General features: G+C 58.8%; 14 protein-coding genes. 6 read left to right on the forward strand and 8 right to left on the reverse strand.

The genetic code is table 11. The features are described 5' to 3' along the window. Positions 1-195: hypothetical protein (locus tag ABVS03_RS09410; RefSeq protein ID WP_368018898.1), on the forward strand; the 195-nt coding region annotated here is incomplete at its 5' end. Between the two features lie 60 nt (positions 196-255). Here the strand turns inward: ABVS03_RS09410 and ABVS03_RS09415 are convergent. The 4 genes from ABVS03_RS09415 to ABVS03_RS09430 all read right to left on the reverse strand — a co-directional run bounded on the left by ABVS03_RS09415 (position 256) and on the right by ABVS03_RS09430 (position 2,997). Next, positions 256-384, reverse strand: coding sequence for a hypothetical protein (locus tag ABVS03_RS09415; protein WP_368018899.1), 129 nt, complete (start codon positions 382-384; stop codon positions 256-258). A gap of 289 nt (positions 385-673) precedes the next feature. After that, positions 674-1,408 carry an amino acid ABC transporter ATP-binding protein gene (locus ABVS03_RS09420; RefSeq protein WP_368018900.1) on the reverse strand — a complete coding sequence of 245 codons (735 nt, stop codon included), beginning with the start codon at positions 1,406-1,408 and terminating at the stop codon, positions 674-676. After that, entirely contained in the window at positions 1,408-2,085 is a 678-nt protein-coding gene (locus ABVS03_RS09425) for an amino acid ABC transporter permease (RefSeq protein WP_368018901.1), read from the reverse strand. The genes ABVS03_RS09420 and ABVS03_RS09425 overlap by 1 nt, the downstream gene beginning before the upstream one ends. A gap of 102 nt (positions 2,086-2,187) precedes the next feature. Further along, a complete protein-coding gene (locus tag ABVS03_RS09430) occupies positions 2,188-2,997 on the reverse strand; it encodes a transporter substrate-binding domain-containing protein (protein WP_368018902.1) in 810 nt (269 codons plus the stop codon). 379 nt (positions 2,998-3,376) lie between these two features. Between ABVS03_RS09430 and ABVS03_RS09435 the strand changes: the two genes are divergently transcribed. Both ABVS03_RS09435 and ABVS03_RS09440 read left to right on the forward strand, forming a co-directional pair. Beyond that, complete coding sequence (locus ABVS03_RS09435; protein WP_368018903.1) at positions 3,377-4,303, forward strand: substrate-binding periplasmic protein; 927 nt, start codon at positions 3,377-3,379, stop codon at positions 4,301-4,303. A 15-nt stretch (positions 4,304-4,318) separates the two neighbouring features. Next, positions 4,319-4,972: an amino acid ABC transporter permease gene (locus ABVS03_RS09440; RefSeq protein ID WP_368018904.1), complete on the forward strand. Its 654-nt coding sequence runs from the start codon at positions 4,319-4,321 to the stop codon at positions 4,970-4,972. A gap of 232 nt (positions 4,973-5,204) precedes the next feature. Here the strand turns inward: ABVS03_RS09440 and dcm are convergent, their stop codons facing one another. The 3 genes from dcm to ABVS03_RS09455 all read right to left on the reverse strand — a co-directional run bounded on the left by dcm (position 5,205) and on the right by ABVS03_RS09455 (position 8,068). Beyond that, on the reverse strand, positions 5,205-6,167 hold the full coding sequence (dcm, locus tag ABVS03_RS09445; RefSeq protein WP_368018905.1) for a DNA (cytosine-5-)-methyltransferase: 963 nt from the start codon (positions 6,165-6,167) through the stop codon (positions 5,205-5,207). A gap of 206 nt (positions 6,168-6,373) precedes the next feature. Further along, positions 6,374-6,598, reverse strand: a complete 225-nt coding sequence (locus ABVS03_RS09450; RefSeq protein ID WP_368018906.1) for a hypothetical protein — start codon at positions 6,596-6,598, stop codon at positions 6,374-6,376. Between the two features lie 252 nt (positions 6,599-6,850). After that, positions 6,851-8,068, reverse strand: coding sequence for an MFS transporter (locus ABVS03_RS09455; protein ID WP_368018907.1), 1,218 nt, complete (start codon positions 8,066-8,068; stop codon positions 6,851-6,853). A 190-nt stretch (positions 8,069-8,258) separates the two neighbouring features. On the opposite strand from ABVS03_RS09455, the gene ABVS03_RS09460 reads away from it, so the two are divergent. Together ABVS03_RS09460 and ABVS03_RS09465 are read left to right on the forward strand one after the other, a co-directional pair. After that, positions 8,259-9,458, forward strand: coding sequence for an MFS transporter (locus ABVS03_RS09460; protein WP_368018908.1), 1,200 nt, complete (start codon positions 8,259-8,261; stop codon positions 9,456-9,458). Positions 9,459-9,473: 15 nt separating this feature from the next. Beyond that, complete coding sequence (locus ABVS03_RS09465) at positions 9,474-9,917, forward strand: hypothetical protein (RefSeq protein ID WP_368018909.1); 444 nt, start codon at positions 9,474-9,476, stop codon at positions 9,915-9,917. A 3-nt stretch (positions 9,918-9,920) separates the two neighbouring features. Here ABVS03_RS09465 and ABVS03_RS09470 read toward each other — a convergent pair whose 3' ends face one another. Then, a complete protein-coding gene (locus ABVS03_RS09470; protein WP_368018910.1) occupies positions 9,921-10,940 on the reverse strand; it encodes a glycoside hydrolase family 25 protein in 1,020 nt (339 codons plus the stop codon). 212 nt (positions 10,941-11,152) lie between these two features. Here ABVS03_RS09470 and ABVS03_RS09475 point away from each other — a divergent pair, with 212 nt between their 5' ends. Further along, complete coding sequence (locus tag ABVS03_RS09475) at positions 11,153-11,620, forward strand: hypothetical protein (protein WP_368018911.1); 468 nt, start codon at positions 11,153-11,155, stop codon at positions 11,618-11,620. The last annotated feature ends 56 nt before the right edge of the window (positions 11,621-11,676 follow it).

Genomic DNA, 11,676 nt, shown 5'->3' on the forward strand with positions numbered 1-11,676 from the left:
CTGCTGCAACCGTTGCGCTTCGGATTGCAGTGTTGCGCTTACAAATTCAATCCACCGCTGCGCGGAGCAGGGCGGCACGCCTCCAGCATTTCCCCGTACCCTGTGCAGGCAGTCGCACGCCTGGGGTATACTTCAATCAGTACCAGCGATGCCCGTATCTTCGGTGAAAAAGGTCTGCGGGCGGCGCAGTACTAACTGACTAGACGGCCCGGATGCAACCGGGCCGTTTTCGTCTCTGCGCTATCCGTTCAATGCTTATGCTCCTTTTTTTCGTCTCCTCACCTCCTCGACGAGGTCGAGTGTGGATCGGATGAGGCCCTCCACGAGCACGAGGGCCTGAAGGACTTCAAGGATTCCCTTCAAGAGCAGATGAAGTTCGTCCATAGGCAACACCTCCAAATATCGAGGCGCCGCCCGCATCCGGACATCGCTGGTCTATCCATCTTGACAGGGAATGCCCTGTGACTGCAACAGATGTTCAATATCTATTTCTGAATTCTACCTGTTAGATGCATATGTTTGGAATCAGATAGATAATTGTTTGATTTTCGAAGACACCGCCAGAGGCAACCGCGTCTTTTTGGCAGCTCAGAAACTGGCAGTTTCCAAGAAAATGGGCGGAGCTGGCTGACAGCTCCGCCCTGATTGCATTTCACTCTATGAAGGACGCTTATTACAGCACCTTCGAGAGGAAGCTCTTCGTGCGCTCGTTCTGGGGATGGTCCATGACCTCCTCAGGCGTGCCCTCCTCTACGATCACGCCACCGTCGATGAAGATGACACGGTCTGCCACGTCGTGGGCAAAGCCCATCTCGTGCGTGACCACAAGCATCGTCATTCCCGAATCGGCAAGCTCGCGCATCACGTCCAAGACCTCGTGCACCATCTCAGGGTCGAGGGCGCTTGTCGGCTCGTCGAAGAGCATGATGTCGGGATCCATAGCAAGTGCGCGGGCAATGGCAACACGCTGCTGCTGGCCACCGGAGAGGCTTCTTGGCATCGCGTCGATCTTGTCTGCGAGGCCTACACGCGAAAGCAGGCGCTCTGCGTCCTTGTCTGCCTCTTCCTGGGTCTTAAGCTTGAGCTCGACCGGAGCGAACGTGACATTTCTCTTCACGGAATAGTGCGGGAAGAGGTTGAACTGCTGGAAGACCATGCCGACATGGCGGCGTATGAGGTCGACATTGGCGCCCTTGGCCGTGATGGACTCGCCGTCAATCGAGATGTCACCGCCGGTCGGCTCCTCGAGCCTGTTGATGCAGCGCAGGAACGTGGACTTGCCGGAACCGGACGGACCGATGATGCAGACGACCTCGCCTGGCTCGACCTCGAGGTCGATGCCGTTCAGGACAAGATTGTCGCCGAATGCCTTCTTGAGCTGCGTGACTTTGATCTTGGGTTCAGACATCAGACATGCATCCTTTTCTCGATGGTGTGGGAGACGAGCATGAGAACGCTCGTGATGAGCAGGAATACCACAGCGACCCACGTGTAGGTCGCGAACGATTCCATGGTACGCCCGACATAGATGCGTGCCTGGTACATGATCTCGCCCAGGCCGATTGCATAGAGGATCGTGGAGTCCTTGAGCGTGATGATGCACTGGTTCACGAGCGTCGGCAGGCAGATGCGCACTGCCTGCGGCAGGATGATCTTATGCATCGAGGTGGCATAGGAGACGCCGAGCGAGCGCGATGCCTCCATCTGGCCTGCAGGAACTGCCTCGATCGAGCCTCTGAAGATCTCCGAGATATAGGCGCCGGCATTGAGCGTGAGCGTCAGGATGGATGCCGTGACGACGTCAATCCTGAAGTCGGAGTAGCCCATATACTGGATCAGCTGCGGCATAGCGAAGTAGAGATAGAAGGCCTGCACGAGCATCGGCGTGCCGCGGATGATCCAGATATAGAACTTTGCGATGCCTCTGAGCACCTTCACGTGCGAGATGTGCATGAGGCAGACGAGGATGCCGACGAACATGGCAATGACGAGCGAGATGACGGTCACCTGCAGCGTCGTTGCCAGGCCTGACATCAGCATCGGCCAGACATCGCCGAATGTTGCGGCGAGAGATTCAAAACCCATAAAGCTTCCTCCCTGTACCCTGTGGCTCAAGACAGCAAAGGGGCACCCGCACGAAGGCGGGCACCCACGATGTCATCTCTTGGCTGCCCGAAGCGGCACGCACTAGCCCTTCAGGTACTTGTTCACAATCGCGTCGTAGTCTCCGGAATCCTTCATCTTGGAGAGGCCCTCATTGAAGGCAGACAGCAGGTCCTGGTTCTTGCCCTTCATGACAGCGAAGCCATAGGGCGTGGAATAGTCGTCCTTCTCCTCCGTCACGATCTGGAGGCCATTGCCCTGGGTGATGCCGTAGGACATGACCGGGTAGTCCTCGAAGCAGGCAACAGAGTTGCCGGTCAGGACATCCTGGTACATGATCGAGGAGTCATCGAAGTAGGTCAGCATGAAGCCATACTTCGGAGCCAGGGACTCTGCACAGGTCGCGCCCATCGTGCCGGTCTTGGCAGCGACGGTCTTGCCGTTCAGATCCTCGTATCCCGAAATCGAGGAGCCCGCCTTGACGGCCATGCAGACATAAGAATCATAGTACGGGTCAGAGAAGTCATACTTCTGCTTGCGGGCATCGGTGATCGACATGCCGGCGATGACAGCGTCGGCCTGGTTGGATTCGAGGGCTGCGACCGCTGCATCGAAGCCGAGCGAGTTCAGCTCATACTTGAAGCCGGTGAGCTCTGCTGCCTTGGCAAGGATATCGACATCGATACCGACAAAGTTGCCCGACGCATCCGTGAACTCGAAGGGAGCAAAGGTCGTATCGGTCGCAACCGTATAGGAGCTCTTCGAGAAGCCGGAAGAGGAATCGGAACTCGAGCTCGACTGGGAGCTGCCGCACCCAGCAAGAGCAAGCCCCGTGGCAGCAAGCGTGCCCGAAGCGATGCCGACGAATTGGCGGCGAGACATTGAATACGACATACCCTACCTCCCAGACGACCATTTCCCTGTGCATTGAGCAGACAAAGAACGGGAACCCGATGCACAGAGCCTTGAAGGATTTCTGCGCCCTTCAGTTCCGTATCTTAAATATTGAATATTTATTCATGATTGTTGAAATGTTTTCCCGAGGTTACCAGGACGTAACTTCTTGGGAGGCAGTGGAAACAATATGTTCGTATGCAATGCCTGTTTGTTCCCGTGCAGGCAGCAGCCTTGGGGCATGCAACAGGGACTTTTTCGGTGCGGCTAACGTGCTCATTTCGTTTCCATTCCATATCGCCATATTTCCTAGCAATGCAATAGGAATTATTTCAGGCTACAATGATTGAACCAAATCTGTTCGACAGGAGGCAGTTTCATGAACAGCACGACACAGCACAGCAACTTCAGCGCACCCATGGGCCGCCGCAGCTTCCTCGCTCTTGCAGCAGGTATGGCAGCCCTGGCACCAGTAGCGCTCACTGCCTGCGGACAGACCCAGAGCTCAAGCTCTTCCAGCACCTCCACGGACAGCTCTTCGAGCTATGACATCTCCGGCAAGAAGCTCACCTTCGTTGGAGACAACGCGTTTGCGCCCTACCGCTACATCGAGATGCAGTCAGACGGCTCCCAGAAGACCGTCGGCCTCGATATCGCAATCGCAGATGAAATGGCATCGCGTCTTGGCTTCACGTATGACTTCGAGCCGCAGGAGTTTGCAGCGACGCTTGCCACGATCCAGAGCTCCGACACCTCGTTTACGATGGCAATGAGCTCGAATGCAGAGAGGCTCGAGACCTTTGACTTCACACGCGGCTACTACGAGCCCCGTGTCGGCGTCCTCACGATGGGGGACAAGGTCGAAGACATCGACGGCCTCAAGGGCAAGAGCATTGCCTGCACGACCGGCACGGTCCAGAACAAGTTCGTGACGGCAGTCCTGCCTGATGCTGACGTGCATACCTATGACGGAGGAGACCAGTGCCTGCAGGAGGTCCTCGCCGGCAGGATCGATGCCTATGTCTGCGACGGCGCAGAGGGCCAGTCCATGGTCGATGCCAATCCCGGCCTCGTGCTGGGGCTGCTCGACCGCTCCGAGACCGAAAGCTATGTCGGTGTCTACCGTCTCATGGCACAGAAGGATGCTCCTTTTGTCTCGGCACTCGACAGCTGCATCGCAGACATGCTCCAGGATGGTACGATCGATTCCTACATCAGCAAATATGTCGGTCCTGACTTCGTCTGGGGCGATGGCGGCTTCGCTGCTGCCGGCACCTCTACTGTCGGAGACAGCACCGGCGAATAGCACTCGGACGCAGGCATGAACTTCTCTGTCCTCAATCCCTATATGCCCATGTTCTGGAGCGGCCTTCTGACCACCGTCGAGGTGACAGGGGCCGCCCTTGTTCTTGCCTTTGCGCTAGGTGCCGTGATAGCGCTGCTGAAGGTCCTGCCGATCAGGTGGCTGAGAGCACTTCTCGACTTCTACACCTCGATCTTCCGGGGCATTCCCCTCATCGTCCTTCTCTTCATCGCCTACTTCGCGACGCCGCAGCTCACAGGCTACAAGATCACGATGTTTGCCGCGTCGGTGCTGACGCTCGGGCTCAACGGCTCTGCCACAGTATCCGAGACCCTGCGCGGCGGCATCCAGGGCGTCGACCGGGGACAATACGATGCGGCACGCGCGCTTGGCCTTCCGTATGGGAAGATGATGGCCAAGATCATATTGCCGGAGGCTTTGCGCTCCGTGGCTCCTGCCCTTGTGAACGAGGTCATCACGGTGCTCAAGAGCTCGTCTCTCGTCGCGACGATAGGGCTTGCCGACATGATGCGCGCTGCAGAGTCCGTGCAGGCGCTCACCTACCGTGCCTTCGAGCCCTTTATCTTTGTCGCTGTCATCTACTACATAATCGTTATGATCCTCGTCCGCATCTCAAAGAGGCTCGAGAAGAAGCTCCGGGAAGCCTATTAGGGCTGCTGTGCTGAGAGAGGAGCCCTTCGTCGTCTCAGGGCAGGATTGCAGCAGGCGCTCCTGCCCTCTTTCATGCCTCGCCCTTTTGTCGCCAGCAGCCGCACGCCGGTCCCATCTTATGGTGCGCAGAGCCGCTGATTGATTGCCGCGCCTCAGAATCTTTTCATGAAATCCCGCTTGAGGGACCATGGTGCATGCCGGCAATGCAGGAGCATGCCGGCATGGATTTGTACTAGCTATCAAACTTTCCGATTTCCTTGGCTATCTCCATGCCGATGAGATGCGGGATGCCGACGACGAGTGCATTGCCCATGCAGAAAGCCCTGTTTCCGTCAGTCATGCCGGTGTTCGTCCACCCCTTTGGGAAGCCTTGAAGCTGTTCCAGCTCATCCGGGACAAGACGACGATATCGTCCATCTTCGGTCTGGATGATGTGCTTGAAGCGAGAGGGACCCTTGCCTCCCTCTCCCGTCAAGATGGTCCTCGACGGATTCGTCGGAAGGTCTGGAAATGCCATGGCCCCTTCGCTGTAGAAGTATTCATGTCCGGTCTTCTTGTCGACGCGGGGCTCGCGCTTGGCACCCTTGAGGTACTCCCATCTCGGGAGCTGTTCATCCGGGATGTAAAACTCTTCCGGCACTTCGCTTTCCGGAACAAGCACATCGCCGAGTGTGGCATGTTTGCCCGTATACATTTCTTCGGGCTTGCAGGTGACCACCTCGTGTCCGACCATGACACCAGCTTCCATAAAAGGAGACATCTTGGAGCCTGCCTCATTGAAGTGCTGCGTGGCATCGTAAGGATCTTCCGGTATGAGAATATGGCTGCGCTCCGACGCTTCACGCATCGGGAATGCCCTTGCCATGATTCTGTCGCCGAGCCTTGTTTCGAGATCCCAGGAGGCATTCCTCTCTGCATAGATGTAGATGCGCTTCCTGCGCTGCGGGAATCCGTATGCAGCGCTGTTGACGACGCGCCACTCGACGTTGTATCCAAGAGATGCAAGGCAGCTCAGGATGATAGCGAAGTCACGGCCACGCCGCGATGCAGGGCTTTTGAGCAGCCTGTCCACATTCTCGAAGAGGCAGTAGTGCGCATTGCCCTTATCCATGGCGAGCTGCACCTTGAGAAAACGGTAGATGTCCCACCACAGGACACCCTTCTTGCCCTCGATGCCGCCCGACTGGGAGAGCACCTGGCCGGCCTTTTGCTTTCTTCCCCGGTCCCTGAAATCGAGCACCTATGGGTGCCGAGGAGCCAGACCTCGGTCTCCGCCTCCATCTTCTCCTAGGCGCGAAGATCTCTCGATGAGTCCTCGAGCGACAGCGGGACGGCAGAGAGCGCCTCGTAGCGGGAGAAGGGCTTCTCGTCTTCTTTTGTGACGCTGAATCGGACACGCCTTCAATGAGCATGCCTGCGCACATCCTCGGCCCTCTTGAGGCTCTTGAGCGCTGCCTGCTTCTGGGTCCCTTTCATCTCGGGTCCCTGGCGCAGGGAGCGCTTTGTCCGGAAGGCAGGGCCTCCTTCGGCCTCTGCGGCTCTGCATTCGCTCTTCTCGATGCCGAAGCCCGCCCGTACAAGGCGCACAATCTCCGCGCGCACGAAGGAGAAGCGCTCCTTCCCCATCGTCTTTTCCCGAAGAGCCGGACGATCTCAGGCTCTCCGGGCGACTCTTCCCCATGCCATTCGGCCTGGAGAATGGAAGGGTGAAGCGGCGGCGCGAACTTCTTTTCAGTAAGAGTGGCCGGGCACATTATTTGAACCCGACACGAAACGTGAGGTGCTCAACCCCGCTCTTTCGGCTTCAGACCGCACGTAGGCCTGTTTTCTGCAGACGGATGCAGATGGATGGACACCTGTCTGTTTTTGTCCCGCACTCTACGCAGCCTTGCGTACGCCGTCTCTGAACCGCATATAGAGCGGAAGGAACAGGAAGTCAACGGCAAGGGCGCCTGCAAGCACAAGGCCTCCTCCGACAAAGCCGAGCGATGCCGCACCGAGTCCATCGAGTGCCACCCCGCCCAAGGCTGTGCCCGCGCCGATGCCGAGATTGTAGAGGCCTGAGTAGGCAGCCATAGCGACAGAGGCATCTCTCGGGTCTGCAATCTCGATGATGAGTGCCTGGAAGGCGATGCCGAAAGAGGTAAGGCCGAGGCTCCAGACCACGAGGTCCGCTGCCTCACCGATGGCAGATGAGGATGCCGGAAGGAGCAGCAGGAGCGCAAGCGCGACCGCTGCTGTCGAGACCGCAAGATAGCTTCTCCTGTGTCCGTCATAGAACTTTCCGAAGAGCACCGAGGCAAGAAAGCCGGCAACGCCGAAGAGGATGAGGGCGCCCGTGATGCCTGAGGCCGAGAAGGCTGCCACGTCCCTGAGGTACGGCTCGATATATCCATAGGCGACATAGTGCCCTCCCGCAAGAAGCACGGTCACGCAGAAGAGCACGATGAGGGGCGCGCACGTTGCCAGATGCGGAAGGCGGGAAAGCGTGAAGCGCTCTACCTTGGGAAGCGAAGGGAAGACGCGGAAGAGGAAGGCAAGGTCGATGAGAGCCACGACGCCTACGAGCCCGAAGGTCATCCTCCAGCCCACAGCGAGGCCGACCGCACGTCCCAGCGGCATGCCGACAATCTGTGCAATCGAGGAACCCGTCGCCACGATGCTCATGGCCTGGGCTTCGTGGGCAGGACCTGCCACCTTCGAGGCACAGATCATGACAATCGACCAGAAGATGGCATGGGCCACGGCGACGACGAGACGGGCACAGATCAGGAAGGCATAGGTCGGTGCCAGGGCCGAGAGCACCTGTCCTGCCGCAAAGATGAGGACGACGGAGAGCAGGAGCTCCTTGAAGCCAAAGCGCGATGCCCATGCCATGAGCGGCAAGGACAGCACCGCGACACCTGCGGCATAGACCGAGATCATGAAGCCTGCCTGGGCATCGGTGAGAGCGAAGCTTGCCGCGATATCGGAAAGGAGGCCTACCGGCATGAACTCAGATGTATTGAAGACGAATGCTGCCACGACGAGGCCTATGAGCGCGAGCATCTGGCGGCGCTTGAGCGGAGCCTCTGTGCCTGTCTGTTCCTCTGCCACTGGGAATCACCTTTCATGCAGTTCCTGAAGACCCAAACAGCATGGCAGACAGGAAGGTGTACTGACATGCCAGCTGCAGAACAGCATCAAGGCAGCACAGCAGATGGCGCCGCTGTGAAGATGGTTTTGGCCCATGCCAGGCATGCTAGGCTGACAGGGCTCATCCGATCAGAAAAGTGAGGCACATCTCTTGTCCAGCACTGTCCAAGCTTCCGTCTCCCCTGTCCGCGCCCGTATCTGCCTGGCGCTCCTCGTCCTTCTGGGATTTTCCCTCGGCTGCTCCGAGTTCTCCGTCATCGGCATCGAGTCCGACCTGGCAGCCGACCTCAATGTGAGCCTTGCCACGGCAGGCCAGCTCATCAGCCTCTTTGCCCTGCCCTATGCGGTCATGACACCGGTGCTTGCACTCTCCTGCGGACGCTTCAAGAGATACAGCCTGCTTCTCGCCTATAGCCTCATCTTCTGTGCCGGCAACATCATCTCCGCCCTTGCCACCAGCTTCTCTGTCCTTCTGGTCTCCCGCATCCTGATTGGCTCCGTCTCGGGCGCGCTTCTGGCCGTGGGCCTCACGTTCATCCCGGAGCTCACGACACCTGAGAAGAGCTCCTGGGCCCTCTCGCTTGTCTATGCGTCCTACTCCGTCGCAATGGTCGTCGCAACCTCTGCCGGCAAGTTCATAGCCGATGTCGTGAACTGGCATGTCTTCATGTACGGCGTGCTGGCCCTCGCTATCCTTACCTGCGCGCTCTGCCTCTGGTTCCTTCCGCGCCAGGGTGCGACCGACGAGCCTGCCACGTTCAGGGAGCAGGCATGCCTCTTCAAGGAGCCCCAGGTCATTGCTGCCATGCTGATCTTCGTCTTCGGCGAGGGCTCCGTCTACACGTTCTACGGCTATGTGACGCCCTACCTCGAGACCATCCTCGGCATGGACACGATTGCCGCTTCCACGACGCTCATGGCATACGGCGCCGTGACCTTCATCTCGAACCTCGCAGGCGGCTGGATCGACTCCCGCTTCAGCGTGCGCGCCCTGATCGTCACCTTCCTTGCGCAGGCTGCTGTCCTCATAGGCCTCTGGGCAGTCGGCAGAGCGGCCGTCCCTGCCCTTGTCCTGATCTTTGCCCTCGCCCTCCTCATGTATCTGGCTTCCGTTCCCTGTGTCTCCCTCTTCATGCATGCTGCCCGCACACGCCATCCAAAGGCCCTGACACTTGCAAGCTCCCTTGAGCCCATGTCCTTCAATGTCGGCATCTCCTTCGGCACGGCCGTAGGCGGCGCTGTCGTGACAGCCTCAGGCCTTTCCATGCTCGGCCTCGTGGGAGGTGCGCTCTCCGTTCTTGCCGCTGCAACAGCCGGCGTGACAGCTATGCTTGCAAGGAAGCATGCATAAAGAAAGGAAGCCACGATGGACGAATATGGTGCAGCGCTTCAGGACCTCGTGTCGGCAGCGCAGGAGATTGGCTACCCGAAGGAATTCGGCCTTGCGCTCGCGCAGTACGTGCGCGGCCCCAAGACGATGCAGCGCATGGCAGAATACCTGCGCCGCTGCCGTCCCCATTCCTTCGAGGAGGCAGCAGACGAGGCCGTGACGCTCGTCTCCGAGCGCAGCCGCTGGATCGAGGAGGAGCGCTCCGAGGAGGCCCAGGCTGCCTTCACGGCCTTCATGAACCGTCCGCGTGCGGAAGACGAGGTCGTTGACTGGACCGATGACTCCTGGCACGAGGTGACCGAGGCAGAGTTCTACGGGGATCCGGAAGAGATGGATGCTTTCGCCCAGGGCGAAGACGACGGAGCGGCAGAGGATGCCGGTCCCTACAACTGCGATTTCGATGACAGCATTCCCTGGTAGGGACTAGGCAAGCGAAGCCTGGAGCACCTTTGAGAGGTCGATATCGAGATCGACGTACCCATCGATCCCTGAGACCGTACCCTCTGCCGAGTACTGCCAGATCGCAAACGGGATGTCAGCCGACGGCAGGTCCGTATAGGACGCCAGCCAATAGCCATACTGCCAGAGTCCCGTATACTCCATATCCTGAAGGTCGTAGTAGTTGCCATAAAGCATGGCAGTCCTGCCTGAGGCGGCAATCCTGTCGCAGAAGGCTTTTGCCACGGCGAACATCTCGTCTGCGCTCATGCCAGAGATGCGTGCCCCATCAGATCCTGTCGGCTCGAAGTCGAAGACGACCGGATACACAAGCTGCGTGGCGCCAAGCTCCGAGAGCACGAAGTCTGCCTCTTCCTCGGCTTCCGCCACGGTCGTTGCCTGCGAGTAGAAGTAGACGCCGATGTTGAGGCCAGCCATCTGGGCGCCGAGGAGGTTCTGCCTGAAGCGCTCGTCGAGCTGGATCGTGCCGGATTCGGTGCCGCGGTAGCCAAGACGGATGATTGCAAACGAGATGCCGTCTGCACGCACCTTGTGCCAGTCGATATCTCCCTGATGGGCCGACACATCGATGCCAGACCTGCTCTCCTCTGTGCCGGAGACCACATAGTGGAGCCTGCCATCGACACCACGGAGGAGGAAGTTCCAGTCATAGGGGCTCGTCTCGATAGCTTCGGCACTCGGAAGCTCTGCCCCATGGAATGTGCCCGAAACCGTCGGCTCGAAGATGAAGAGGCGGATGCCGACGGCGATGGCACAGACGATAGCGGCAATGATTGCCACAAGCTTCACGCGGTGGCGGATGAGCTCCTGCTTCTTCGTGAGCTTCTTCTTGCTCTTGCCGTCCTTCGCGCTCTTCGCATGCTTGGCAGAGCTGCCCTTCTTGGAAGAGGCGCTCTTGGCAGAAGAAGTGCTCTTGGAAGATGCCTTCCTGCCCTTTGCTACATGCTTTGCTGCATGCGTGCCTGCACTCTTCTTCTCTGCCATTGCCTCCCCTTCCAGGCTCTTCTGCATCATCCCATCATAGCCGAGGTACGAGTCCAGACCTGAAAAGCCATACGGTCACCTTGGAGCTCCCCTGTCCCGTTTTCTGCGCTTGCAGATGTGCCAGGCCTGAGGCTACGGATTTGCGTTACCATCGAAGTCTGAATGATTCCGGATTGGCCTTCGGGCCCCGCACGCTTGGAAGGATCCGCTCAATGAGCAAGAATTTTCTTTCGCCGCTCCGCATCGAGGTCCTCTGCCTGACCCGCGTCGAGTTCACGGCAGAAGAGGAGATTCCCGATACCTATGATGCGAGCTTCACGCTCACGACCATCCCGCAGCCGCTCGAGGAGGCCACAGAGGACAACGAGGCGCTCTGGCGCATCGATGTGCCCCTGACGGTGAAGCTTGCCCTCACCGAGACCGGCAACCGCGACAAGGTCTATGCGCGCTCGACGCTTGAAGGCCACACCGTGGTCGCTGTCCCGAAGTCCGCTCTCGGCAAGGATGCCGATCCGGCAGAGGTGCTCCGCACCCAGGGCGTCATGGCGCTCTACTCGCACATGCGCTCGAACTTCGTGACGCTCACGGCGCAGACAGCACTCAATGGCTTCATCCTACCTGCCATCGACCCCGTCGCCTTCATCCAGTCTGTACAGGAAGACAAGCCCGAGCAGAAGTGATCTTTGCCACAAAGCATGGAAAAGCATCGAGGCCGGAAGCATGCGCTTCTGGCCTC

The organism is Olsenella sp. AGMB03486, assembly GCF_040884255.1.
GTDB lineage: Bacteria > Actinomycetota > Coriobacteriia > Coriobacteriales > Atopobiaceae > Olsenella_L > Olsenella_L kribbiana.

Bases quoted from the DNA above. Each gene is read 5' to 3' on its own strand.
- ABVS03_RS09415 (WP_368018899.1), bottom strand. From the start codon at position 384: ATGGACGAACTTCATCTGCTCTTGAAGGGAATCCTTGAAGTCCTTCAG.
- ABVS03_RS09420 (WP_368018900.1), bottom strand. From the start codon at position 1,408: ATGTCTGAACCCAAGATCAAAGTCACGCAGCTCAAGAAGGCATTCGGC.
- ABVS03_RS09425 (WP_368018901.1), bottom strand. From the start codon at position 2,085: ATGGGTTTTGAATCTCTCGCCGCAACATTCGGCGATGTCTGGCCGATG.
- ABVS03_RS09430 (WP_368018902.1), bottom strand. From the start codon at position 2,997: ATGTCGTATTCAATGTCTCGCCGCCAATTCGTCGGCATCGCTTCGGGC.
- ABVS03_RS09435 (WP_368018903.1), top strand. From the start codon at position 3,377: ATGAACAGCACGACACAGCACAGCAACTTCAGCGCACCCATGGGCCGC.
- ABVS03_RS09440 (WP_368018904.1), top strand. From the start codon at position 4,319: ATGAACTTCTCTGTCCTCAATCCCTATATGCCCATGTTCTGGAGCGGC.
- ABVS03_RS09450 (WP_368018906.1), bottom strand. From the start codon at position 6,598: ATGGGGAAGGAGCGCTTCTCCTTCGTGCGCGCGGAGATTGTGCGCCTT.
- ABVS03_RS09465 (WP_368018909.1), top strand. From the start codon at position 9,474: ATGGACGAATATGGTGCAGCGCTTCAGGACCTCGTGTCGGCAGCGCAG.
- ABVS03_RS09470 (WP_368018910.1), bottom strand. From the start codon at position 10,940: ATGGCAGAGAAGAAGAGTGCAGGCACGCATGCAGCAAAGCATGTAGCA.
- ABVS03_RS09475 (WP_368018911.1), top strand. From the start codon at position 11,153: ATGAGCAAGAATTTTCTTTCGCCGCTCCGCATCGAGGTCCTCTGCCTG.